Raw genomic sequence first — 26,164 nt, forward strand, 5'->3', positions numbered from 1 at the left:
ACATTTTACAGGTGAAAAGATAATGTCACTCATAGCCAGGAAAGAATTAGAAAAGGAACAGCGAAGAAATGATATATTAAACGCAGCAGAGAAATTATTCTTTTCTAAAGGTTATGAAAACGTTTCTTTAAAGGATATAGCTAAAGAAGTGAAATTAGGTAGATCTACGCTTTATTTATATTTTGAGAATAAAGAAGAATTATTTTTTGCAATTGTCCTTCGTGGAACCAGAATATTATATAAAATGATTAATGATGAAGTGAAGAAAGGAAAAAGCAGTTTTTCAAAACTTGCAGGATTTAGAAATGCTTATTATAACTTTGCTAAAGAACATCCGGATTATCTTAAAGCATATAATTATTTGCTGTCTGGAAGGTTTGATTTAGCGGGCATTGAGCCTTCAGAATATAAACTATTTCCTTCTTCTGAAGGTAAACTCTATTCTGAATATAAAAAGAAATTTGAAGAAATATATATAAGAAATTTAGAGAAAGGCATTATACCTAATTTTCCAATACCAAAATTCACAACCAGCGAATATTTAAATGAAATACTTATTTTGCGCCGGGAGATGTTGAATATTTTTAGTAGTGCAGTAGAACAAGGTAAAAAAGAAGGGATAGTTAGGCCTGATGTCAATTCTGTTGAAGTGACTGTTCTGCAAACTTTAATTGCAAATAGTATTGATAATTTACCTCCGGACCTTAAAGATTTACTTGAAAGTCAGAATATCAGTCAGAAAGAATTTTTAAAGGATGTTGGAGAGTTAATGGGTAATATGATTAGTAACAGAAAGAATATAAGGAAAACTAAATAATTTATTTGATTATGTATTTATTGATTGTATATTTTGTATAATTTAATGTTAGATGGGTGAATTTTGATTTTACTTTATTATAATGATTATTTTTTTTAGTTAACATGCTGATTTTATACAAATAATAGTTAATAGTCAGTTTATATAGTTTTAATTTGAATTTTATGCTATTTTTAATTTTAGTTCAGAATTAATGATGGACTCTTTTATCAAAAACTTTAAATATATAATGACACAACGTCATTAAATGACATTATGTCAGTGACATGGTGTCATTGAATAAATAAACAGATTATCAAAAATTGTTATTAAGCATTGTTTTTTGAAAATAGCTTGTAATATGGAGTGAAAAAATGCCCGAAAATAAAATTGAGGTAAATAGAAAAAACCCCAGTAAAACGGCTGAGACAATAGCTGTGGTAAGGATGAGTGAATCGAGAAAAACTGAAGATGAGCGCATTTGTCATGATCAGTATGCTGTTCACTTTGTCAGCCAGGCGGTGCTGGATTTTGCGGCTCATAATCCTGAGAAGTATAAAGCGTTCGTAGCTCAAAATGAAAGCTTAGTTCCAGGGGCCAGTAACTCAATTGTGGCTAGAGTTAGATTTTTTGATGATATTGTAAAGTCATCCATTAATGAAGGCCTTGAACAGCTTGTCATACTTGGAGCTGGATATGATACCCGAGCATACCGGATTGAAGGGTTGGATAATGTTAAAGTGTTCGAGGTAGACTATCCTGCCACCCAGAGTATAAAAATCGAGAAGATCACTGAGATTTTTGGTTCACTTCCTGATCATGTAACATATGTTCCAATGGACCTTGAATTGGATAATTTCGGCCGGCAGCTTCTGGAAAGTGGCTATAACAAGTCTCTGAAAACTCTTTTTATTATGGAAGGGCTTTTAATGTATCTCTCTCCTGAAATCGTGGACGAGATACTATCTTTCATAGTACATAATTCCGGCAAAGGCAGTGCCATAATTTTTGATTACATCCCACTATCTGTGGTTGGTGGTACATGTAAACTTGAAGCAGGACAGAACTGGCGAAATGGAGTTATGGCAGTTGGAGAGCCTTTTCTTTTTGGTATCAAAGATGGAGAAATTCAATCATTTCTAGTTCAAAGAGGATTCAAGAATATCAAGAATATGGCCAGCGAAGATTATAAAAAAGCCTATTTCCATGGGAAAAACAAGAATAGAGAGGTCAATAGTTTATCATCATTCGCCTATGCAGTGGTTGAATAGAATGACGCTTAAATTTTAAAAAAGAGGTAGAAGGAAATGCATGCATTTCCTGAACATTCGAAAAAATGAAATTTTTTCGATGTCTCGAACACAAAGTGTTCGAGGACCACAAAAATAAAAAATTTTTGAGGTTTTTAAATGTCTGAAAATAAAGTTGAAGTTAATAGGGAAAACCCAAGTAAAATGGCTGAAGGAATTGCAATGCAAAGATTTGGTGAATCAGCTAAGCCTGAAGGTGAAAGAATCTGTTATGATCCTTATGCTGTACATTTTATCAGTCCTGAGATAATAAAATTTGGGATGAAACATCCGAAAGAAGCCAAAGAAAAAGTAGAACAAATGGAAAAGCTCTTTCCAGGGCTTAGCAGCTCAATAATGGCTAGAGTTAGATTTTTTGATGATTTTACTAAAAAATCAATTGTTGAGGGAATTGAGCAGTTAGTTGTGATTGGTGCAGGATATGATACTAGAGCATATAGAATTGAGGAATTAAAGGATATAAAAGTGTTTGAAGTTGATCATCCTAACACTCAGAGTTTTAAAATTCAAAAGATTGGGGATATTTTTGGTTCTCGTCCTGATCATGTTGTTTATGTGCCTGTTGATTTTGAAAAGGATACTCTAGGTCAAAAATTATTTGATAATGGCTATGATCCTTTAAAAAAGACTTTATTTATTATGGAAGGACTTATAATGTACATTCCTCCTAAGGCTGTAGCTGAAACTCTTTTATTTATTGTAAAAAATTCAGGTAATGGTAGTCAGGTTATTTTTGATTATTATCCTGAATCAGTGGTTGATGGAACTTGTAAACTAGAAATAGGGATGAATATTAGAAACCATCTCATACAACTAGAAGAGCCACTCCAATTTGGAATTAAAGAGGAAAAAATTGAGGATTTTCTTACTGAATTCGGATTTTCAGGAATTCAAAATGTAACCAGTGAAGACTATAAAAGAGCGTATTTTCATGGTAAAAATGAAAACCGGGATGTTTGTGAACTTTTATACTTTGCACATGCTGTTGTTGAATAAAATTGTTAACCCTAAAAAATTAAGATGGAGATTGACTTATGGAAAATTATCATCCCTTTAAATCCCAAGATGCAAAAGAAGCGTATCTGAAATTATACGATGATACTGCAAAGCTTTGGCCACTTCCTTCTGAAGTTAAAATGATAGATACATCTTATGGTAAAACATTTGTGCGCATTAGTGGGCCAGCAGATGTTCCTCCATTGGTTCTTTTACATGGAATGGGTAGTAATTCACTTATGTGGCTGCGAAACATTGAAAGTTTATCTGAAGATTATAGAACCTATGCCATAGATGATATTTATGGAAACGGGCGAAGTATATATACTAAAACCATCAAGGACTCAAATGACTTTGTAAACTGGCTTGATGAGTTATTTGATGTCCTTGAGTTAGGTAATAATATTAATCTTATGGGAATGTCGTATGGTGGCTGGCAGGCAGGTCTATATGCACTCAGATTCCCAGATAGACTCAATAAAGTTGCATTATTAGCACCAGCTGCTACCGTATTGCCAGTAAGTTCTGCTTTTGGTATAAGGGCTATTTTTAGCATGCTGCCTGTCCGCTATTTTACTAAAAGATTAATGTACTGGGTTATGGAAGATGCAGTGAAGAAAGATGAGGAAGCAATGAGTGAATTAGTGGATGCTATGTTTCTGGCGTCAAAATCTTTTAAAACAAGACGTCCTCCGGAACCAACAGTTTTCGATGATGATGAATGGAAAAGCATAGGAGTACCAATGCTTTATGTAGTAGGCGAAAATGAGAAGATTTATTCAGCTGAAAAAGCAGTTCGACATCTTAATACTGTGGCTCCTCAGATAAAAACAGAAATTATTCATAATGCAGGCCATGATTTAGCTTCAGTACAGGCCGAAATGGTGAATAAAAAAGTTTTAGAGTTTTTAAAGCAACCATAACAGCTTATCATCTGCTGTAGTTGGAGTACAATATAATAATTTATTTTCTTCTTTTTATTCTCTAGTTAAGTTAAAACAATTTAAAAGCTAGTACTTAGAAAAAGTAATTAATATAATCATGTTGTAAACCTAAGAACACATTTTTTATATATCTAAGATTATATATTTAAGATCATAGGTGAAATATAAAAGTTTAAAGTAAAAAATTAGTACTCTAATATATTTGAGGCCAATCATGTTAACTACAGTCGTTGGGAGTTACCCACCATTACTAAAAAACCCATCATCATTTTCAGATAAGATTTCTAATGTTTTTGGGGCTTATGATGCATATAAACCCGCTATAGAACTTGCAGTGAAGGATCAAATAAGTGCAGATATTGATATAATATCTGATGGACAGGTAAGGGATGGAATGGTGGAAATTTTCGCTAATTCTATTTATGGGATGACTGTTGAAGATAACACGCCTAAAATTGTGGGAAAGATAATGCCTTCACCTAAATCAGTATGTGCAGATGATCTTAAATTTGCCATAAAGATAGCAAAGGGAATCTCAAATGAATATGGCCAAAAACCTAAGAAGACCCTTGAAGGCAGCGTTAAAGGAGTTAAGGGGATAATAACAGGCCCTTCTACACTTGTTTTTTCATCAAGAATTGAAGGATACTATGATAAAAAAGAAGATGCAGTCATAGATTTAGCGTATGCTTTAAAGAAAGAAGCAGAACATCTTGAAAATGCAGGGGCTGCAGTGGTACAGATAGACGAACCATTTATTTCTACTGGAGTTGTGGATATTAACGTTGCAAAGAAAGCTGTAGGGATCATAGCAGATGGTTTGTCCGTGCCAGTATCTATGCATGTATGCGGCGAAGTGGTGGATATATTTGACCAGCTTTTAAAATTTCCGGTAGACATCGCGGACTTTGAATTTGCAGGTATCCCGGCCAATATCAACGCGCTTGAAAATGTGAATCTCCGCGGGAAAAAAATAGGGTTCGGGTGTCTGGATAACAAAACCGATAGAATTGAAAGTAAGGAAGAAGTGGAAAACCTGATAAAAAATGGAATAGATTTGATAGGTGCTGAAAACATGATTGCAGACCCTGACTGTGGAATGAGGCTGAGGTCAAGAGAGGCAGCACTTTCAAAACTTAAAGTAATGGTAAACGTTGCCAAAAATTTTTAATTTTTGAGAGATTTTTGAATGTTGCCCCAAATTTATAAAAAATTTACAATTTTTAACTTATTGAAAATTCACAATTTTCTATAGCTTCGAATTTTGAGAGGCTTTGATAGTTGCTAAGGTTTGATTTTGATATTGCCTATGGTATTGAATTTACTTAATTTTATAAATTATAATACCTACGTGGGTTAAATATTCAAAAAACATTACATTTATAACAGTTTAATAAAGACTTAATTTAACGGAGAATATAACATGTCATTTCAAATTGAAGTCAACCAAATAGCAGACGGCTGGGAAACACTTGTAAAAAAGATCATGGAAGAAGGTAAGGATATAAATGATGAAAGGGGCTCATTAACTAAAGAAGTTTTGAACACCCTTGTTACAATAAGAGATCCCCTTGGAAAAAAGCGGTCTAAAAACAATGATGAAAATGACATGTTTGAAGACATACGAATACCTACGGGCTATTTCTGGAGAGGGGAAAAACTTAAAATTTATTCTGAGCAGTTTATAAGTGATGATAAGCAGGGATTTGTTTATACTTACGGCAACCGTTTGAGAGCACACTTTGAAGGTATTGACCAGATTCAAGTGGCTATTGATAGGCTCAAAAATTGTACTGAATCAAGGAGATCAATTTCTGTAACATGGGACCCAACTGTTGATACAAAAGTCGATGAAGTACCGTGCATGATCCTTGTAGATCTCAAAATAAGGGACGGAAAACTTTATACGACTGGCCTATGGAGGTCACACGACATCTATGGCGCCTGGTTCCCAAATGCGGTTGGTTTAACTTATTTAACCAAATATGCAGCTGATCAGCTTGGTGTAGAAGTAGGGGAGATTACAATCCACTCCATAAGTGCCCATATTTACGAAGTTAATTTTGATGACGCTAAAAAAACTTTAAGCATGCAGATGTTTGGTTTATAGTGAATTAACGGCTAATTTATTTATTTTTTTAAATGGTTAGATTATGAAAGACTTGTTAAACAAAATTTCTGTACCTATATCTGGTTTAATGCTGGGTCTAGCGGAAGCAGGGAATTTAGTATCTTCTCAAGAAGTTGCACTTAAAACTATATTTGGGGCTATATCGGCACTGATTTTAGCGTTAATTTTAATAAAAATAGCTTCTAATCCAAGGGCATTTAAGGGAGATTTAGATAATCCTGCTGTTGCGGGTGTTGCTTCCACTTTTCCAATGGGAATCATTGTTTTATCAACATATGTTAATTCATTTTTCCCTGCTGCGGCTTATGCCATGTGGATTGCAGGGATTTTAATGCAGTTTGCTATTGTAATTCTGTTTACCTGGAAATTTATCTTTAATTTTAATATAAACAAAGTATTTCCATGTTATTTTGTTGTTTATGTTGGAATTGCAGTTGGGAGTATAGTGGCGCCGATATTTAACGCTGAGGACGTTGGAATGGTGTTGTTCTGGTTTGGCTTTATATCTTATTTGATTTTATTGCCGGTAATGCTTTACCGGGTGTTTGTAGTCAAATCTTTTCCAGAACCAGCCATTCCTACATTGACTATTTTTGCAGCGCCTTCAAGCATCTGTTTAGCGGGATATCTAAGCTCTTTTAATGTTATAAACATGAATCTTTTCTGGGTACTGGTTATTTCAGCAGTAATCATGTTTTTTGCAGTGCTTTTGTACATGCCTAAAATGCTTAAATTAAAGTTTTATCCGAGTTATTCTGCATTTGCATTTCCATTGGTAATCAGCGCCATTGCAATGCAGTATGCAAATAGTTTTCTGGCAAATATGAACATTGAAATACCTTTGCTTCAGTATGTTGGGTACTTTGAGGAACTGCTGGCGGTTTTATTCGTTGTTTATGTGCTGGTTCATTATGCCAATTTTTTATTTGGAGATTATAAGAAAACAAGTTAAATTCAATGTTTTTAGATGAAAATTAAAAACTTATAAAGTTTAAACAGTTTCATCATTTTTATATTCTAAAATATCTCCAGGTTGACATTCTAAAGCCTCACAAATCTTTTCTAAAGTTGAAAATCGAATTGCCTTTGCTTTTCCATTTTTTAATATAGAAATATTGGCCATGGTTATTCCAACCCTTTCAGAAAGTTCAGTAACGCTCATTTTCCTTTTTGCTAACATCACGTCAATATTAATTATAATTCCCACATTATCTACCTCAGACCGTTAAATCGTTTTCTGATTTTATATCAATAGCATCTTTTAGAAGCCTTTCAAGAATAGCTGCAAAAGTTGCTATTACAACTGGAGCAAAGGTAATGGCTAATCCAATTAGTATAAAACCTGGAGCATCGGTTTCCTTTGCAACTAAATATACGACGGGCATACATATAACATACAAAATACTGATTATAACTGCACTATATTTTATGTTCTTTAAAGCATTTACTGATAAATTAGAGAAAGCTTTATTATTATCAATGAAGTTTAAAAGTTTTAAAGTCTGATACAGAGCAAAGAAAAATGGTACTGCAGGTATAATTAAACCCAGTAAGATAGCATAATGTAAGTATATTAATTCTCCTTCTAACACTCTATTTGCAAACCAGTACATACCTAATATGCATAAAACAAGTACTGCAAGCCCCATAATAGAAATAAGCCCTCTTAAAAAAATTGTTGATCCTCTCTCCATAATAGAAACACCTCACTTAATTATTATATATTGATTATCGTAAACTATTTATCGAATTACAATATATTTTTATTGATAATAAGATTATGTTATATAAATAGTTTTTTCTAAAGCACCAAACTTTAGGAGTATGTAGTCATTAACGGCACATTTTTCCAAAAATCTAAAAAATCAAATAGTAAATTAATTAAGAATCAAAATAGATAAATAAACATGGAAAATAAAAATAACTTGATTTTGATTGATATAAATCAATTTGAGGTGATTTTATGGATTTCAGTGGTAAGGTGGCAATTGTAACAGGTGCATCAACTGGTCTGGGTGAAATGATTGCAGAGGAACTTTTTAAACGCGGTGCTAATGTGGTGATCGCAGCGCGCCATGAAAAACAGTTAGTAGATGTGGCAAATAGGTTGGATCCTACTGGTAAACATGTTTATGCAGTTAAGGCGGATGTTAGGGATCATAACTCTGTTAAAAATTTAATTGATGCTACCATGGAGCGTTTTGAGGCACTGCACTTTGCAGTAAACAATGCAGGTATTACGGGGCCTGCGGGAACCGCAGTTCCTGATTACGAGATTTCTGATTGGAATGATGTAATATCAACAGATCTGACAGGTATTTTTCACTGCCTTAAATATGAGATCCTGGCTATTTCTAGCAGTGGAGGCGGTGCTATTGTGAATATGTCTTCTGCAAATGGTGTAGTTGGAATTGCCGGCCAGGCTGCTTATACGGCAGCAAAACACGGGATCATTGGATTAACTCGTTCAGCGGCCCTTGAATTTGCAGATAAAGGTATACGTATCAATGCTGTTGGGCCGGGGTATGTCAGCACTCCCCGAATACGCGAAATGCCAGAAGAGGTACTGTCTCAGTTTGCATCACTGCACCCGATGGGCCGCATGGCAGAACGAAGTGAAATAGCATCTTTTGTGGCTTTTCTACTTTCTGACCAAAGCAGTTTTTCTACAGGTGGATTCTATCCTATAGATGGAGGGTACACTGCACGATAGTTTAAAACTCAAAACATTGAAACAGTACTGGAAATCAATATATGATGCAATGGATTTTAGAGTTACATACCTATTTTTTAAGTTTTGTAGGAATCATCTAATTTATGGAAATATCTGTTAAATTTGTATGTCCTTAATATTCAAAAACTAATTTCTAGTTTTTTCATAGGTTTTCTACAGAGCTATTTTTTTAATTAAATTGGATCTTAAATAATTTCCAAAAAATCAAATAGTAAACTAATTAAAGGACAATAGCTTAAAATCCATTTGATAAACAAATTTTGTATTTATATAATAATCACATTATTAGAGGTGAAATAATGGTAAGTGTCAATCTTGAAGCAAAAAAGACAGTAGACTTAATGATAAAAAACGCAGATGAATTAAACATAAGCGTAGAAAAACTTGAAAATGGTTCCACAGTCATCGACGCCGGTGTAAATGTCGATGGAAGCCTTAAAGCAGGGGAACTTTACACAAAAGTATGTCTAGGAGGACTCGCAGAAGTGGGAATCTCAATTCCAGGAGACCTCTCAGAAAAGTTCGCATTACCTTCTGTAAAGATTAAAACTAACTCCCCAGCAATATCAACCCTTGGAGCACAAAAAGCAGGATGGTCTGTAAGCGTAGGTGACTTCTTTGCACTCGGTTCAGGACCTGCAAGGGCATTAGCTAAAAAACCAGCCCACACCTATGAAGTAATCGGCTATGAAGATGATGCAGATATTGCAATCCTTACCCTAGAAGCTGACAAATTACCTGGCGCTGACGTGACTGATGCAATCGCAAAAGACTGTGGTGTTTCACCAGAAAACGTTATAGTACTCGTAGCTCCAACATCTTCAATAGTTGGTTCAATCCAGATAGCAGGAAGAGTTGTAGAAAACGGTACCTACAAAATGATGGAAGCTTTAGACTTCGATGTTACAAAAGTTAAATTTGCTGCAGGAATCGCACCAATAGCACCTGTTGACCCAGACGGACTCAAAGCAATGGGTAAAACAAACGATGCAGTTTTATTCGGTGGTAGGACTTACTACTACATCCAGTCAGAAGAAGGTGACGATTTAAAAGCTTTAGCTGAAAACCTCCCATCATCCGCATCAGAAGGATATGGAAAACCATTCTACGACGTATTTAAAGAAGCTGAATACGACTTCTACAAAATAGATAAAGGAATGTTTGCTCCTGCTGAAGTGGTCATAAACGATCTAAGAACTGGTGAACTCTTCAGAGCAGGATATGTAAACGCTGAGCTCCTTCAAAAATCATTCGGTTTATAATAATCGAAATTTTTTATTTTTTATTTTTAATTTTTAATTTTTATAATCAATATCAAGCTGTAATTTTGTTCTGCTATGAAATTTCAGCTCTATTTTTATGATGTGTTTTCAGGTAGGATACATATTTAAAATTGTTTGGATTGTATTTTAAGCCATGTATAGGCTTATTTTTGCCTTTTTTATTAAATGAATTTAAATAATTAATCAATCACTGATTTAATTATTTCACATCATTTTGTTACAGCGGATAATAATTTAATTACTTGAGACTTCTTAAATAAGTTTAATCTGGTATAGATTTGGGTGTAAATTTGGAAAAAGTTATTAAATAGGTCTTACTAATTTTCTATTATATAGATTAGGAAGTGAAAAAATATGGCTAATAATATGATTCAATGGAGACCTATAATTATTGGTACAATAATTGCTGTTATTTTAAGTGTGTTATCAATGCTTAGTTCAGGTTTATTAACCGCTGACTTTTTACTGGCTGGAATAGCAGTCGGGTTCATGGTTGGGGGAACAATTAAAGATGGAACAATTAATGGAACAATTATGGGTATAATAGGGGCAGTTATATTCCTTATAATACTGGTAATTATATACGCTAGCCAGGGTTATGGATCTTTAATAACATCCATACTCAGTTATCTGGTAATTTACGTGGTTGCAGATATAATTCTAGCAATAGTTGGTGGAGTTCTTGGATCTGTAATAAGAGCAGAAATAAAAGAAACTCCAGTTCAAGAATAAGTATTTAACTTATTCTTCTACTTTTTTTAAGTTATAATTAAACTAGATAAATTGAAAATCAGATTTAAAAATAAATTAACTTTTTTTATAAAAATTGAATCATTAACATATAAAAATAATTTAAAAAAAAGAGTTATTGGTTTAAATAAAAATTTAATGCTTAAAAAGCATTAAATTTAATTAATGCTGTGGATACCTATTCAGTGACTTTTATAGCTTTCATTGGGCAGGAACTGGTGCAGAATGCACATCCAATACATAACTGGTCATCTACTAATATTGTCCAGTCATCAGAGATAGATATGGCCTTTACAGGGCATAAAGAAACGCATGCACCGCAGTCCACGCATTTTTCTTCCTCTTTTTTCACCACTTTTTTAATAGGATCTACACTAATTCCCTGGCTTTCCATGTATTCAATACTCTCTGTAACTTGATTTCCTGATATTTCAACCAGCAGTTTACCTCCCTTAGGAGTTATATTTGCCCTTAAAATATTGAAATCTATATCATAGGATTTTATTGTGTCTGAAATTATTGAGTTATTGGTTATGTCCGGTGAAAATTTTAGCCAGGCCTTCATTTGCACACCTCGTCGTTATTTTTTTCCTTTCCAATTAATCTTGAGATATCTTCTGCAGTGATCATTCCCTTAACTTTGTTATCTTTATCAACAATTGGGAGCCCTGAAATCTCATGTTTGTCTATTCTTCTTGCTACTAAATCCACAGGTTCATCTTCACGTGCTATTATGACTCTTCTTGTCATGACATCCATCAATTTGGTTTTACCTTTTGCAATAGCATTTGCTATGTCCCATGAAGTCACGATCCCCCTGAGCTTGCCATTTTCATCTACAACTGGTAAGTGATTTATGTTGTTATCAACGAGCTTCTTAGCAACGTCGCTTATCCCCTCTGTTGGATATGCCCTTATTACAGGTTTACTTTCTAAATTCTTTACAAGAGTGGCAGGCTTTGTAATTTCAAGTGGGTTTACAGTGTACCCTTCAGATGGTAACTTTATAATAGGTTCTGTAAGGAAGAAGTTGCCTTTAGTTATCCATGCTTTAAGCTCATTTGCAATTTCTTCAGCTTTTTTATAGGATGATAATGGCGATGCGTTAACTTCCACGCCGTTAATTTCAATTTTACCTGTTTTAAGCTCTTTATAATTTGTTTCTTTTATAACTGGACGGCTGCGCCTTGGAACTCCATAGTCTACAACTTGGCAGACAATATCTTCATCGCTTATAGCTGTTCTTCTAGCTATGTCCTCGTTTAAAACAGGAATAGGAATTCCAGCACCAACATATAATGTAGGGCCGTATTTCTGCATGGTCGCTCCCCTGACGAAATCACTGCTCATCTTTTTCATATCTCCCATGAGCATTAATGTCCCAGAACCGCTGATAGGAACTCCATTTCGACGTTCAGCATCAGTAGAGTGCTGTGTTCCTTCACTGATTATGTATCCTTCTCCTCCACACAGGAATATTCGAGTTCCCATGCCTATAGTTTCAAAATAAGGATCATTAAGGAGAGGACTCAGCTGCCCTGCGCTGGAATAGCTTGCATTCCCAAAATAAGGTAGGAGTGTTCCCATGTAAGTGTATAAGGTTTCTTCAGTTGAATTTGTAGCAACGGCATAATTTTGATAGCAGTTTCTTGGATTTACCATCACTGCCTGGTTTAATTTATCGAGGGTAATGGTGGTTTCTATCTCCTTCCGAGGATAACAGTCAGTGCCATAAGCTTCTACGGCAAGATCTATTTCTTTGCCTCTGATTAAATCTTCAATTAAATGAGAACCACCATAATCCATCCCTATTTGCGGATTTCTATTTAATTGGGTGGCCCCTATATATGCATCAACAGCAGCAAGCCCTGAATAGGCTTCAACATTATTTAAATATGTTTTATTCATTTTAATAGGAGGATCAGAATGACCGAAATTTAAAAATGCTCCTGAAGAACACATAGCACCGAATGTACCTGTTGTAACAACATCTATTTCTTCTGCAGCTGATTTTGCACCGTTTTGTTCAACAAAGGTTGTCATCTCTGCAGCAGTTAAGACAACAGCGTCACCAGTTTCGATTTTTTGGTTAATCTCTTTGATTGTCTTCATTTCACCACGTCTAATATTATTATAATGATTTTTATAAAAGCAATAGATTTTGCATCTATTTTTTATTTTACTTTAGTCAGCTTCGGTTTTAGAAACGTTGTAATGTACATTTCGCCTCCACATGCAAGTAAATAAAGTTTAATTAACATAACTGAATTTTTCGTCCCCTAAAATAAAGAGCTTTAGATCAAAAACTTGTCAATTATATTACCTTATCATAATTGCATTTTTTCTAAGATATATTTAACTCAAATAGTGGTCTCAAGAAACATCACTCATTTTAAATAATGAAATGTGAATTTTATTTCGTGGGTAGGGTTATTAAATTCAACAACCAGCTTAAACATAATTAATATAAAGGCCTTATTACATAATATAAATAGCTCTATCTTTTAAAAAAAATCGCTGCAAGTGATTATTAATTGATGGGGACATTATACTTCTTAATTGTCATATTTTATGGCTAAAATAACATTTATATTGATATCAATACTTTAAGTAGATTTATTTTGAATAAAAAGAGAAAAATAACAATTAAAGGGAGATATAAATGACAAATCAACTAGATCTCGATTTATTTGGGGGAATACTCAATAAAATAGAAAATAAAGTGGATTATGCTGACATAAGAGTCAGTGATAGTCAAAATACAGCTATCACTATGAAGGATGGTAAAGTTCAGGAGATAAGATCCGGGTCTGATTTTGGAACTGTTATCAGGGTTTTGAAAAATGGGGCATGGGGTTCGGCATTTACAACCGAGCTTTCAAGGATGGATGAAGTCGTAGAAACTGCCCTTAAACTGGTAAAATCATTAAAAAGTGACGTGGAACTTGCAGATGTTGAGGCAAAAGTTGACAGTGTAAAATCAAAGGCAAAAATAAAACCTTCTAATGTATCAATCGAGGACAAAAAGGACCTCATGAATGAAGTCAACCAGGCTGCAACTATCGAAAAAATAGTAAGTACTACAGTAAGCTATGTTGATGCAGAAGGAAAAAGCTTATTTTTAAACACTGAAGGTACTTCAATTACAAATGAAGAATCACGGGTTGCCATGTTCTTGAATGCTGTTGCATCAGAAGAAGATATGATCCAGTTTGGACATGGAAGTATTGGGGGAGCACGTGGATTTGAAGTGCTTCAAAAACAGGACATAGAGAAATTTGGAAGAAAGGCTGCAGATAAAGCGGTAAGACTTTTAAATGCAAACAAACCACCTTCTGGAAAATTTCCAGTGATACTGGACTGTGAACTCACGGGTGTATTTATACATGAAGCTGTAGGACATGCTTCAGAAGCTGATCTTATTTTACAGAATGATTCTATCCTCAAAGGTAAAATGGGGACTCAAATTGGATCAGAATTAGTTACAATAATAGATGATGCCAGCATGGATGCATTTGGTTATTATCCCTACGATGCAGAAGGTGTAAAAACCAGTGAAAATGTACTGGTTAAAAATGGAATGCTTGTATCTCTGTTAAGTTCCAGAGAGTCTGCGGCAAAACTTGGAATTCCGTCTTCAGGAAATGCAAGATCTAGAGTTGGGGATCAGCCAATTGTTAGAATGAGTAATACATACCTTAAACCTGGCGATATGAAATTTGAAGAGTTAATTGAAGATATGGCTAATGGAATTTACCTTAAAGGTTCTAGGGGAGGACAGGTAGACACTGGAAAAGGTATTTTCCAGTTCAATGCTGCTGAGTCGTTCATGATAGAAAATGGGGAAGTAAAAGACCCACTCAGAGATGTATCTTTATCTGGAAACATTTTGGAAATCCTCAATAAAGTGGACGGCGTTGGAAGCGACTTCAAACTAAGCATTGGATTCTGCGGAAAAGGAGGTCAAACTGCTCCAGTTGGAGATGGGGGACCTCATGTAAGAGTCAGCGAAGCGACCGTTGGGGGAGCAATGTAAATTATTTTTTCTATTTATTTTTTTATTTTAGGGGGTAAATTTAATGGTATCTGAAGAAGAAGGAAAATTTCTGGTAAAACTCGCAAAGGAGTCCATAAAAAATTATATAGTCCGCAGAAAAATTATGGATGTACCTGAAGATGTTCCTAATAATTTAAAAGAAGATATGGGCGCATTTGTAACCTTAAATAAGAATGGAATGCTCAGGGGATGTATAGGTTATTCAGAACCCGTTAAGCCGCTTGTAAATGCTGTAATTGATGTTGCTATATCTGCTGCAGTAAATGATCCTCGTTTTCCACCGGTAAGCCTTGATGAAATAGACGACCTTGAAATTGAAGTAAGTGTACTTACAAAACCTGAGATTATTGAGGTTGAGAAACCTGAAGAATATCTGGATAAGATTGAAATAGGTAAAGACGGCCTTATTATAGAAAGAGGCCCATTCAAAGGGTTGTTACTTCCACAAGTAGCTGTAGAATGGGGATGGAATGTAGAGGAGTTCTTATATAATACCTGTACAAAAGCAGGACTTACTGCAGACTGCTGGCTCTACAATGATGTAAAAATCTATAAATTCCATTCAGAAATTTTCCATGAATAAAAGGTGTGGAATTTAATTCAGATGTTATATATTGCTTAGATTAGCTATCATGATCTTTAATTCCATTCTGAAATTTTTCTATGAATGAACGGAAAAGATTTAATGAATTTAATCACAAATTTGTATATAATTTATCTGTCTAGGAATAGTTATAACTCCATTCGTAAATTCTGGGATAATCTGAAAAGTAATCAGGATCTTTTTATTTGCTAGTTATTAGTGCACTATATATAATGTGTTAATTTTTTTTTAAATCTATCAAAAAGTACTTTTTAATCGGTTTAAACTAAGTTAGAGCTGTAATTTTTTTTAATTAAGGTGGAAGATTTTCTGCCTTTAGTTCGTTGTATAAATGGAGTATATCTTCTTCTGCTTCTTCACTTAAAACCTCAGATGCCTTATCAAAAAGTCCATTTTCCTTTTCCTCAATCTCCATGTGATGAACCACAAGATCATTCAGCCGTCTTAAGCTGTCCACCCATTCACGGTCTTCTTCATTCATATTTTTCATTCTTGCCATTGTTCTGAATGCTTCTTCATTTTCTCTTTTGGTTTCATTTACCATGTCTTCATCAATAAAGTCCATTGCAGGATAAAGGAACTGCTCTTCACCAAGCATGTTAGCTTCCAGTTCTCTCCGAGCTTCAGGATATTTTGAGGTATCTCTTAAGGTTTCATTAAACAATTTTTTAATATGGGCATGATCCTTCTTAAAAACTTTGTAAACATCTCCTTTTGCCAATTAAATACCTCCTGTGTTTAGTCTTATTATGTTCCTGAAAGTTAATAAATTTATTTGAATAGTTAATAAAACTGGGTTGATTTCATATATAATCAAAATTCAAATTTGGGAAGAATTCACGATTCAGTAAGTTCTAATAAATCCCTTTTTGAAAATAAATAAAAACTTGTTTAAAGCTACAACTTTATATATCTCAAATATATATCTAAATTAGAAAAAAAGTGATTTATAAAAATACTTGTTTTATGAAATTCAATATCATATTATGAAAATACTGAAGTCTTGAGAAAAGATTTTAAATCCCTTAAAATATTGATTTTTATCATACTTTTTGCTTAACAAGTTAATTAAAGGAATTGATGTGATTATATGTTTATACCAACAGTACCAACGCCTGATGAAATCTTAGATAAAAGCTTTAGAAGGGCCAAAAAAGCAGCAGATAAAGTAAGGACATCCAAGGTCCCCCGTTATCAAATGGCGAAAAAAACAGAAGAGGCCAGAATAAAAACTGCCTGTCAAGTTACAAAAGATACATTAAATAATTTACTGGATAAAACACCGCAGGTGGAACAAATGCACATGTTTTACCAGGACTACATTGATGTTATGGTAGGTGTAGATGAGCTTAAAAAGTCTCTTGGGGCTTTAAACTGGGCAGTGGGTATTATATCCAAGATTGAAAATGAATATGTGTTTAAAGTAAGAAGGTCAAAGTCTGAAAATGCAGCAAATGTTAGACGGGCTGCATTCGGTAGAATTGCATCTGTGATGCGCCAGATAAAAGATGAACTTGACTTCTTAGACTTTGTGAAAGGGAAACTTCGAAATATGCCCACCATAGATTTTGAAGCATTTACATTAGTTATAGCAGGGTTCCCGAATGTTGGGAAATCCACACTGCTTCGCCAGATTACTCCTGCTGAGCCGAAGGTTGCAAACTATCCTTTTACAACCCATGGGATTCAAATAGGGCACTTTGAGAAAAGATGGAAAAAATACCAGATAATAGACACACCTGGACTTCTTGACAGGCCTATACGGGACATGAACAATATTGAACTCCGCGCTATGGTTGCACTGGAACACTTAGCTGATGTCATTTTATATATTTTCGATGCATCTGAAACATCGGGTTATCCTCTCGATGCTCAGATGAGATTATATGAAGAAATAAAACATGTTTTTGACACTCCAATAATAAGTGTTTTTAACAAAATGGATTTAGTAGAAAATAATAAGTATTTAGATGAATATATTAGTAAACTGAATGAACCTCTAATGATTTCAGCATCAGAAGGTTCTGGCGTGGATTTAATAATTGAAGAGCTGGAGGAATTTAATGGTGGAAAAAAAGGAAATAAAGACTAAAAAAGAATTAGAAATGGAAAAAACTGAAAAAGAAGTTCCAGTAGCAAAAACAGAATCAACTGAACCTGAAAAAGTAGAAGAAGTCAAAGTAGAAAAAGTAGAAAAACTTCAAGATGAACCTGAAACAGAAACAAAATCAGAATGGGAAACCCGAGCAGAAAGAGGAAGAGGAGCTGCACAGAAGTTTTTCGATGATATGATAGGCACATTCCGTGAAAGAGGAGGGGACTTTGAGAAGGCTTTATCTGAATACACAGCATCTGCTCCAAGTAAGTTAACAACAGACTTAATAGAAACTGACGGTAGTCTGATTGTTAAAGCAGATCTTCCTGGTGTTAAAAAAGAAGATATAGTCATTGATTTAACAGATGACTCCATAGAAATCTTTGCAAAATTCGAAGAAGAAACAGAAGAGGAAGGTAAAAACTTCATCAAAAAAGAAAGGAGATATGGTGAAGCAAGAAGATCTTTAATACTGCCAGAAGCAGTTAAGGTCAAAGAAACATCAGCTAAGTTTGATAATGGTGTCTTAACAGTAACACTTCCTAAACTGGAAGAAAAAAAGAGGTTTCAGGTAAAAGTTGACTAAATACACCTGTAATTTCATTTTAAAATTTTTACTTTATTTTAGAGATCATGAATTCATGACCATTTATTCATTTTTAATAGATATTTGATGAGTATGTCATAGTTTGAATTAAATGGAGGAAATATAATGAATGGAAGGCCTAAAAGGAGAACTTCGATTGATAAGATAATAGATGATGCTATGGATTATATCAATGATGTAAGCGATGAAATTGAAAGATCTATTAGCAGTTATACAAGTGCTCCAGAAACAGATTTAATTGAAACTCATGATAACATAATAGTCCGTACAAATCTTCCGGGATTTAAGAAGGAAGATATAAAAATAGATTTAACAGAAGAAAAACTTAAAATTAAAGTTTTAGGTTATGAAGAGACTCCCCTGGAAAAAGGGGCTCAAGTAAAATCAAAAGGAAGAAGACACGGTAAAATAAAACGAGTTGTAAGACTTCCAGAAAAAGTTATTGTAGAAGAAGCAGCTGCAAAACTTGAAAACGGCGTTTTAACAGTTACAATGCCTAAAGCAGAGAAAAAGGTAAGGCATGAAGTGCCTATTAATTAATTCTTTTCTTTTTAACATGTAGCCTGGGAATTTAATAAATAAATGACTTTATTTTTAATATTAACTGAAATTTAAAAATATAAAAAACTAATTTTAATTAAAAAGGTCAATATCTGACCTTCCCAATGTGCCTTGTAGCCCCTGGATCTTCATTATTAAAGTCTGCAAGATAATAAATAAACCATTCAAGTGGAATTACAAGGGAAAAAGGCGACATCAAAGGGTTCATATCTGAATAATCTTTCATATTGTAAACGAGTGATTTAGTTCCCAGTTTTTCACAAAATTCAATGGAACGCGTGGTCATGTCATCTCCAGGGTAATCCGCATTTAAAAACACGATTGGAACATCTTTTTCAGCACGTTCAATTAACCCATGTCTGAATTCTCCAGAATAAAGGGGACATGCATGTTTTAAAGCTCCTTCCATGAACATGGTCATTGCAAGCTTGTATGCGAGTCCGTAGTTTGGCCCGCTTCCCATACAGTAGAATATATCGTCATCTTTGAATTTTTCGGCGATTTCTTTGCCTTCACCTTCAGTTTTTTTAATCAGGTCTTCAGTTACAGATGGAAGTTTTTCGATATTTCCTAAAACTTCTTTTTTTATTTTCTGGGCATCATCTTTGAAATTGTTCATGCTGAATAGAATTTCATACAGGCTCATTAGTTGAGTTACGTAAGTTTTAGTTCCAAGTATTGCGCTCTCTCGCCCGCCTCTTGTAATCACAGTGTCATCAGCTTCTTTAATCATTGTGCACTGGCTTTCATTGGTTATTGCTACGGTATAAATGTCTTTTTGCTGTGACATCCTAAGAGCAGCGACAGTATCTGCAGTTTCTCCTGATTGAGAAGTTAAAAGAGCTCCAGCATTCTCATTTTCAATTTTCTTATTATAAAAGAATTCATATCCTGTGTAAACTTCTATATTTTTATCTGATATGAAATCAAGTGCGCTTTTTGCAGAATAGCATGTTGAAAGTGAACTACCGCATCCTAAAAGATATATTTTATCAAATTCTTCAAACTTTTCTGCAATCTCTTTCATATGTGATTTTTCTTCACTTAAAGTATCTTTCAGGGATCTCGGCTGTTCTATAATTTCATCATACATTTTATACTTCATTATTTTCACTCAACCTTAATTTTCATGCCATAAATTCCTTTTTAAGATTTTAATTTAGCGTAATGTTGATCAATTCTTTGATTTCAAATATTAAGGGATTCACCTTAATACTTTCAGAATTTTATAGTATAATTACTTTACTTTATTTGTTCACATAAACCTTTTTTCTAAAATGCTTCATCAAAAACTCATTTCAGTGAATATATGCAATTAAAGATTTACATCAACTGCATTGTTTAAACATTGGTTAATTTCTCAATTTTTTCCATGTATCTAGTATAAGTTTCATCTAGATTTTCTTTAATAATCCTAGTATTTGCTGTTGTCCCTATAAAACTGGACTCAAATTTAAACCGGGGTACAAGGTGGACATGAATATGTTGTATGCGTTGTCCTGCTATTTCACCAAGGTTAATCCCTATATTTATTCCATCTGGATGTATAACCTCTTTTATAAGTTCTTCTGCTTTTTTTACAGTGTTAAATAAATTTTTAAGAGATTCTGGATTTAATTCATCCAAATCGGTGTAATGCTTTGTTGGAATAACCAGGAGATGTCCTGTTGTATAAGGAGCTATATTTAAAGCTACTATATCTTCTCCATCATTGTAAAGCACATGTTTTGAAACTTCTGGATCACCTTTTGCCATTGCACAGAATATGCATGATGTATCTGAACTTTTTGAATCTGATTTTTCGGTAGGGGGAGTAAAAATTACTTTATAACCTCCTTCAATATTGAAAATTCTCGCGATACACACTGCCATTTTGGCAACATCTACTGCACTGGTGCCAATTAAAGTAATTGAAGGTTCTTTTCCCCAGGCGCCCTTGTGATATATAATGTCTGGAATATCTCCAATTCTTTTAACGGCAGTCTCAACACCCCATGGGATGGTACCACCTTCTACTTGTCTCACGTCCTCCGGTTCATCATTTCTATCATAAAATGAGACTTTGAGCCCTAATTTTTCACTTATTTCAATTATTTTGGGGCTATATTTAATATTCATGGCACTTCTCTTTGAGGAATCATGTTTCATCATGCTCAATACTAATCTAGCCATGTGTGAAGATACTCCGAATTCTGGTTCCACGAAAGCTTTAGGTTTACCATGTACTATTGTTATTCTTCCGGGAATTCCTGCCACGTCATTTACATCTTTTGCGTTCTCTTTTGCCATTACAATATTACTTCGTACCTCTGGAATAAATGCAGCTAATTCTTCAGAGTTTTGTATAATTTCAACGGCTTTTTTCAGATTCTCTATTTCCATAACTAATTACTATATCTGTAATCAGATATAAGGATTAGGATTAAAATAAGGGAGGGTACTATCTAGTCTAATAAACTACTTCAATAAAAATGGATTTTCATATTTTTTTTTATATGCCCCTGATTAAAGACTGATTTTGTTTTAAAGCACATAAATGATCTAATGCATAAATAAATGGCTGGAAGTATGTATATGGTGCTATTATTGAAATTTATACCTTATAAATTTATATAATTAATCCTAATAGAGTTTTATATATTTATATTGCCACTATAAACCTTTTTTTTATAAATTTAAAACATAATATTTATATATTTATGATTTAAATACATTATACATGCTTAAAATTTCCATAGATTAAATTATCTTTGGATAAGGAGGGGGTAAGATTAAGCAACACATGTTGCTTGTAGTATTGATATTTGGCATTGTATTGATGGGTTTAGGTGCTGTTAGTGCTGTTGATTCTGCCACAATGAACGGCACGTCCAATGCAACATTGAATAAAACATTAAATAATTCCATCCACGCTACATCATCTAATGTATCTAAAGTGACTAAACAGTCAACAAGTTCAATGAAGGGCTACTGGATGTTTTCGTCATCAGCTGCAAAGTTAAATTCAAATTCGGCAGCCGCTCTTAAAAAAAAGGGGATTACAGATGTATTTGTTTGTACAAGGGACACTAGTGGAAAATATCATTACAGTGAATTAAATAATGCTATAAGTCAGTTAAAGAGGTATGGAATAAAAGTCCATGCATGGATAGTTTGTTTTAATTATAATGGCCATTTTATAAATCCTTCAGGGTATTACAGTAAGAAAGTGAAGGTTTACGTAAAAACAAAGAAGTACTGGGGTATTAAATATAAATACAAAGTTAAAAAGAAGGTATGGTACAAATCAAGATATATATACCGCGGTAAATGGCACTATAAATGGAAATATACCTGGAAATATGTAACTAAGTATAAAAAGGGTTGGATATATAAGCCGGTTTACAAATATGTGACAAAAACAGGCTATGATACTTCTTACAATAAGAAATTAATAGCTGCAATTAAAAATATCAATGATAATTACGCTGTTTCTGGAATTCACCTGGACTATGTGAGGTATTCTGGAGTTGCCAAATATGGTAATGCAGCATATCAACAGCATGGTGGGGTAAATGCAGCAGTAAATGCAGTAACATCATTCGTTAAAAGTGTCAGAAGTGTGGTAACTAAAGAGCTTTCAGCAGCAGTAATGCCTGAAGGAACAAAAAATGCATATTATTATGGTCAGGACTACGGAAGATTTGCAGATTACGTTGATTTTCTAGTTCCAATGACTTATCATGGGAACTATAATGCAAATAATGCATGGATAACTGATAAAATAAAATATATCGTAAGCAATGCAAAAGGAAAACCAGTATATGCAGGTTTGACAACATACTGTTCTGATTCTAATCTTAAATCGTTGAATCTAAATGCATTACAACAGGATGTAAATTCTGCAAATGCTGGAGGGGCATCTGGTTTTGTACTGTTTAGATATGGGTTTGGATGCTCTTATGTACCTACCTGGACTTGAAACTACTGAAATTCAGAAAATAAAAAGGTTAATGTACTAAATTAGTTAAAAGCTCTTTAAATTCATTTTTTAGGATTTAAAGGGTATTCATTTTTTATTTAGACCTGCTATTTTAGTATCTATTTTAAATAAATAATTATTAATCATATCAAAGTAATATTTTAATAATTCAATTGTTTTTAATTTAATTCTGCACAAATTTTTAGTTGTTACTTGTAAAATCAAGTTATTATGAATATAAAATATGATTTTGATTCCTTTTTAGAGCGCTTTAAATTTAAAAATAAGTACTAGGAGCATACCGCTTGAAATTTTAAATCAAAAGTTTTATATGTTCAAAGCAACAACTTTTTAATTGTCAATAACTCCAAATCGGTGTTGATCTGACATCTGGAAAAAACTGGGAGGCAATATAAAATGAAGCGACTTTTGTTGCTTATAGTGTTGCTCCTTTTTGTTGCAGCGCTGTTTAATGTAACTAATATATATGCCGCCACAGAATATTCGCAGATTACAGATAATTACCTAAACACCAGTTTAATTCAAGAAAATATAACAAATAATACTTCAAATAATTTGACTATTCAAAATACAACAGAATCTGTAAAAAAAACAGCATCTGTTACCAAAACAGTACAAAACCAAAGCTTACCAAAAAATGCATCGAATTCAAGCGATAGCAGAATGAAAACAAATAACAGTAATATAACACACCTTCAAAATTCTACTGACGCCGCAGGAGCTGAATTATATAAAAATGTTCGCGGGATATGGCTAAAAGCCGAAGATGTGAACAAATTAAACATAAGTGAAATTAAAAAAGCAGGAATTACAGATATATTCATCAAATCAAACCTATTATCTGCTCCTTCGTATAAAAGCGTGTTAACGGCTCTCTTAAACAAGCTTAAAGGCACAAATTTTCGAGTTCATGCATGGATAACATGCTTTAAGGATGTAAATGGTAATTGGATCGATCCTCAGGGAAAATACAGTTATACGGTAAAAGTTCCTGATAAAAAAATTAAATACAAGGTTTGGTACAAATCTTGGTACAAATACAATGGTAAATGGAAATATAAGTGGAAATATTACTATAAGTACAAATACACTTATAAATATCAAACAAAATATGGATATAATACATCTAAAATAGATTCATTGATCTCTTCCATTTCAAAGATAGTTAAAAACTATAATATAGACGGAATCAATCTTGACTATATCAGATATCCAGGTAATGCCTATAAAAGTTCAGGTTCAACCGCAGCAGTAACATCTTTCGTTCAAAAAGTGTATAACACTGTAAAATCGATTAAACCGAAAGTAGCAGTTTCGGCAGAGTTAATGCCTGAAGGAAAAATGAACGCATATTATTATGGGCAGAACTATACTCAACTTGCAAAATACCTTGATTTCATGGTTCCAATGCTTTATAAAGGCAACTACGGATACAACAGTTCAACAGGTACTAACAGTAATGGAAAAAGCGGTACAGACTGGATAGGCTCAACTGTGAAATATATAGTTAGCCAGGCTAACGGAACACCTGTTATAGCAGGTCTTCAGACGTACCGTTCAGATAAAAATGTAAAAGTAATACCCGCAGGCGAATTAAAGAGCGACATTAAATCAGCTGGAAATAATGGAGCATCTGGATACGCATTGTTTAGATATGGACTAATAGATAGTAAATTATATACCAGTCAAAACAGTACCGGCACTCAGATTAAGTTCACAATGGACCAAATCCAAGATGCCGCAGCTAGGGTCAAAGCATATGTTGAAACCAATCATGTACTTCCAAATTATGTGACAATTGGTACAACTCAGGTTAAAATGCCTGATATGTTAAGATTAATGACTGCAAGTCTCTTACAGTTAAAAAGCGGAACAAAGACACCTATAGCACTGAAAAGTACTAGTTCACCAGTAAAGCCTGCTGGAGATACAATAGATGGGATAATAAATAAAGCAGGATATCTAAAGATTGCACAGAATATTAAGTCCTTTATTGAAAAAAATGGTATTGCACCAAATTATGCAACAAGTTCTTTGGGAAAGATACAGTATGAATCTGCCATTTACATGTATTCAAAGATATTGAACTTTTACAAGACAAAAAAATATTTACCTGTATATGTAACAATGACTCCAGGGATATGGAACGATTTACCATCCGAAATGCAGAAATACCTGCAACCAACCAATAATTGTCAATCAAACGACCCTAAAATTAAATCACTTGCATCATTACTTACAAAAGGTATAACTTCAACCCATGATAGGGGCGAAAAGATCTTTAACTGGGTAAGGGATAACTTGGGCTATTCCTTTTACTACAATACCAGATACGGGGCAGTGGGCACATTAAATGCAAAAACAGGAAATTGTGTCGACACTTCGCATCTTATGATAGCACTGGCAAGATCAGCGGGAATTCCAGCAAGATACGTACACGGTTATTGTAAGTTTTCAAGTGGTACTATATATGGGCACGTTTGGGCACAGTTATATATAAATGGTAAATGGTATGATGCAGATGGGATAAGCATCAGAAATTCACTTGGTGAAATAAATAACTGGGACAAAAATAAATCGACAATAGAGGGCACCTATGCAGAGCTGCCTTTCTAAGTCAACTCAAAAACTTTCAGATTATAGATTTGAAAGTTTTTGGGCTTTTTTGTTTTAGATAAGTTTTTTTTAAATGTTGAAAAAATACGTTGTATTTTTGAACATAAAAAAAATTTTTAATGCTCTAAATCTTTAAATACAAAATTAACATGGGTTAAAATTTGCTAAATATTAATACTAAATAATACTTTTTTTATTATTAATATGTTATATTAATGGTTTAAAACCGTATTGGGCATATCTTATTAATTTTTCTTAAATTATGTCATATTTCCAATTGTATTTGAGTAAAGTGTTAAATTTCTATAAACTTTGATTTTAATATCTATGCAAATAATTAAGTTTTTAATATAATTAGTTATTACATATAAAAAATCTAAAATATTCTGATAATAAATTGTGGCAATTAAATGGCAATTTGATGAATATGTTCTCGTCTTATAATGATTTAATTGCTTAAGATAATGGTCATAATGGTGTGTTCTAAATAATATAATTAATTTATTCTATTTGGTACATATCTACCATTTACATGACATTAATATTTCATTAGTTTAATTTTCTTTCTAATTTCACTTAGGGTGTATTTTGAATGTGATCAAGCTTGAACTTCAATGCATGATCTTTCATTGATTTTATGAAAACCATTTAGAATGGTTTAAATTAAAATTGGGCTTTTAAGAATGCTTTGTTTAAAC

Annotated in this window: 24 protein-coding genes; 17 read left to right on the forward strand and 7 right to left on the reverse strand. The window is 33.4% G+C overall.

Annotation, left to right across the window (positions count from 1 at the left end; translation table 11 throughout):
• Nucleotides 1-22 precede the first annotated feature (22 nt).
• From EJ01_RS12670 to EJ01_RS12700, 7 genes are all read left to right on the forward strand, one after another.
• Complete coding sequence (locus tag EJ01_RS12670) at nt 23-817, forward strand: TetR/AcrR family transcriptional regulator (protein WP_048080807.1); 795 nt, start codon at nt 23-25, stop codon at nt 815-817.
• Between the two features lie 353 nt (nt 818-1,170).
• A complete protein-coding gene (locus tag EJ01_RS12675; RefSeq protein ID WP_048080806.1) occupies nt 1,171-2,067 on the forward strand; it encodes a class I SAM-dependent methyltransferase in 897 nt (298 codons plus the stop codon).
• 138 nt (nt 2,068-2,205) lie between these two features.
• Nucleotides 2,206-3,102, forward strand: coding sequence for an SAM-dependent methyltransferase (locus tag EJ01_RS12680; protein WP_048080805.1), 897 nt, complete (start codon nt 2,206-2,208; stop codon nt 3,100-3,102).
• A gap of 38 nt (nt 3,103-3,140) precedes the next feature.
• Entirely contained in the window at nt 3,141-4,025 is an 885-nt protein-coding gene (locus tag EJ01_RS12685) for an alpha/beta fold hydrolase (protein ID WP_048080804.1), read from the forward strand.
• A 235-nt stretch (nt 4,026-4,260) separates the two neighbouring features.
• Nucleotides 4,261-5,217 carry a methionine synthase gene (locus EJ01_RS12690; protein WP_048080803.1) on the forward strand — a complete coding sequence of 319 codons (957 nt, stop codon included), beginning with the start codon at nt 4,261-4,263 and terminating at the stop codon, nt 5,215-5,217.
• 252 nt (nt 5,218-5,469) lie between these two features.
• Complete coding sequence (locus EJ01_RS12695) at nt 5,470-6,156, forward strand: thymidylate synthase (RefSeq protein ID WP_048080802.1); 687 nt, start codon at nt 5,470-5,472, stop codon at nt 6,154-6,156.
• A gap of 43 nt (nt 6,157-6,199) precedes the next feature.
• The gene (locus tag EJ01_RS12700; RefSeq protein WP_048080801.1) at nt 6,200-7,129 is read left to right on the forward strand and encodes a TDT family transporter; all 930 of its coding nucleotides are present in this window, start codon (nt 6,200-6,202) and stop codon (nt 7,127-7,129) included.
• A gap of 39 nt (nt 7,130-7,168) precedes the next feature.
• Here the strand turns inward: EJ01_RS12700 and EJ01_RS12705 are convergent, their stop codons facing one another.
• Nucleotides 7,169-7,384 (reverse strand): helix-turn-helix domain-containing protein, encoded by a 216-nt coding sequence (locus EJ01_RS12705; RefSeq protein ID WP_048080800.1) that lies wholly within the window; start codon nt 7,382-7,384, stop codon nt 7,169-7,171.
• Nucleotides 7,385-7,394: 10 nt separating this feature from the next.
• Nucleotides 7,395-7,871, reverse strand: coding sequence for a DUF2975 domain-containing protein (locus tag EJ01_RS12710; protein ID WP_048080799.1), 477 nt, complete (start codon nt 7,869-7,871; stop codon nt 7,395-7,397).
• 269 nt (nt 7,872-8,140) lie between these two features.
• On the opposite strand from EJ01_RS12710, the gene EJ01_RS12715 reads away from it, so the two are divergent.
• The 3 genes from EJ01_RS12715 (at nt 8,141) to EJ01_RS12725 (ending at nt 10,926) form a co-directional block, all read left to right on the forward strand.
• The gene (locus tag EJ01_RS12715) at nt 8,141-8,890 is read left to right on the forward strand and encodes an SDR family NAD(P)-dependent oxidoreductase (RefSeq protein ID WP_048080798.1); all 750 of its coding nucleotides are present in this window, start codon (nt 8,141-8,143) and stop codon (nt 8,888-8,890) included.
• Nucleotides 8,891-9,210: 320 nt separating this feature from the next.
• Nucleotides 9,211-10,173 carry a methenyltetrahydromethanopterin cyclohydrolase gene (gene mch / locus EJ01_RS12720; protein ID WP_048080797.1) on the forward strand — a complete coding sequence of 321 codons (963 nt, stop codon included), beginning with the start codon at nt 9,211-9,213 and terminating at the stop codon, nt 10,171-10,173.
• A gap of 375 nt (nt 10,174-10,548) precedes the next feature.
• The gene (locus tag EJ01_RS12725; RefSeq protein WP_048080796.1) at nt 10,549-10,926 is read left to right on the forward strand and encodes a DUF5518 domain-containing protein; all 378 of its coding nucleotides are present in this window, start codon (nt 10,549-10,551) and stop codon (nt 10,924-10,926) included.
• A 196-nt stretch (nt 10,927-11,122) separates the two neighbouring features.
• On the opposite strand, the gene EJ01_RS12730 is transcribed toward EJ01_RS12725, so the two are convergent.
• A complete protein-coding gene (locus tag EJ01_RS12730; RefSeq protein ID WP_048080795.1) occupies nt 11,123-11,509 on the reverse strand; it encodes a 4Fe-4S dicluster-binding protein in 387 nt (128 codons plus the stop codon).
• Nucleotides 11,506-13,056 carry a homocysteine biosynthesis protein gene (locus EJ01_RS12735; protein WP_048080794.1) on the reverse strand — a complete coding sequence of 517 codons (1,551 nt, stop codon included), beginning with the start codon at nt 13,054-13,056 and terminating at the stop codon, nt 11,506-11,508. The genes EJ01_RS12730 and EJ01_RS12735 overlap by 4 nt, the downstream gene beginning before the upstream one ends.
• Before the next feature lie 550 nt (nt 13,057-13,606).
• Between EJ01_RS12735 and EJ01_RS12740 the strand changes: the two genes are divergently transcribed.
• Both EJ01_RS12740 and EJ01_RS12745 read left to right on the forward strand, forming a co-directional pair.
• Complete coding sequence (locus EJ01_RS12740) at nt 13,607-14,980, forward strand: TldD/PmbA family protein (protein ID WP_048080793.1); 1,374 nt, start codon at nt 13,607-13,609, stop codon at nt 14,978-14,980.
• 43 nt (nt 14,981-15,023) lie between these two features.
• Nucleotides 15,024-15,584 (forward strand): TIGR00296 family protein, encoded by a 561-nt coding sequence (locus tag EJ01_RS12745; RefSeq protein WP_048080792.1) that lies wholly within the window; start codon nt 15,024-15,026, stop codon nt 15,582-15,584.
• Between the two features lie 313 nt (nt 15,585-15,897).
• On the opposite strand, the gene EJ01_RS12750 is transcribed toward EJ01_RS12745, so the two are convergent.
• A complete protein-coding gene (locus tag EJ01_RS12750) occupies nt 15,898-16,326 on the reverse strand; it encodes a hemerythrin domain-containing protein (RefSeq protein ID WP_048080791.1) in 429 nt (142 codons plus the stop codon).
• Nucleotides 16,327-16,695: 369 nt separating this feature from the next.
• Here EJ01_RS12750 and EJ01_RS12755 point away from each other — a divergent pair, with 369 nt between their 5' ends.
• From EJ01_RS12755 to EJ01_RS12765, 3 genes are all read left to right on the forward strand, one after another.
• Nucleotides 16,696-17,697 (forward strand): NOG1 family protein, encoded by a 1,002-nt coding sequence (locus EJ01_RS12755; protein WP_048080790.1) that lies wholly within the window; start codon nt 16,696-16,698, stop codon nt 17,695-17,697.
• On the forward strand, nt 17,669-18,286 hold the full coding sequence (locus tag EJ01_RS17865) for an Hsp20/alpha crystallin family protein (RefSeq protein WP_245611209.1): 618 nt from the start codon (nt 17,669-17,671) through the stop codon (nt 18,284-18,286). Before EJ01_RS12755 ends, EJ01_RS17865 begins: the two co-directional genes overlap by 29 nt.
• A 126-nt stretch (nt 18,287-18,412) precedes the next feature.
• Nucleotides 18,413-18,847: an Hsp20/alpha crystallin family protein gene (locus EJ01_RS12765; protein WP_048080789.1), complete on the forward strand. Its 435-nt coding sequence runs from the start codon at nt 18,413-18,415 to the stop codon at nt 18,845-18,847.
• A 106-nt stretch (nt 18,848-18,953) separates the two neighbouring features.
• Here the strand turns inward: EJ01_RS12765 and EJ01_RS12770 are convergent, their stop codons facing one another.
• Together EJ01_RS12770 and EJ01_RS12775 are read right to left on the reverse strand one after the other, a co-directional pair.
• Entirely contained in the window at nt 18,954-19,973 is a 1,020-nt protein-coding gene (locus EJ01_RS12770; protein ID WP_048080788.1) for an SIS domain-containing protein, read from the reverse strand.
• A gap of 236 nt (nt 19,974-20,209) precedes the next feature.
• Nucleotides 20,210-21,250, reverse strand: a complete 1,041-nt coding sequence (locus tag EJ01_RS12775) for a thiamine-phosphate synthase family protein (protein ID WP_048080787.1) — start codon at nt 21,248-21,250, stop codon at nt 20,210-20,212.
• 400 nt (nt 21,251-21,650) lie between these two features.
• Between EJ01_RS12775 and EJ01_RS12780 the strand changes: the two genes are divergently transcribed.
• The gene (locus EJ01_RS12780; RefSeq protein ID WP_048080786.1) at nt 21,651-22,829 is read left to right on the forward strand and encodes a glycoside hydrolase family 10 protein; all 1,179 of its coding nucleotides are present in this window, start codon (nt 21,651-21,653) and stop codon (nt 22,827-22,829) included.
• A gap of 417 nt (nt 22,830-23,246) precedes the next feature.
• Nucleotides 23,247-25,466 carry a transglutaminase domain-containing protein gene (locus EJ01_RS16700; RefSeq protein ID WP_052376163.1) on the forward strand — a complete coding sequence of 740 codons (2,220 nt, stop codon included), beginning with the start codon at nt 23,247-23,249 and terminating at the stop codon, nt 25,464-25,466.
• The last annotated feature ends 698 nt before the right edge of the window (nt 25,467-26,164 follow it).

Source organism: Methanobacterium veterum, assembly GCF_000745485.1.
GTDB classification, from domain to species: domain Archaea; phylum Methanobacteriota; class Methanobacteria; order Methanobacteriales; family Methanobacteriaceae; genus Methanobacterium_D; species Methanobacterium_D veterum.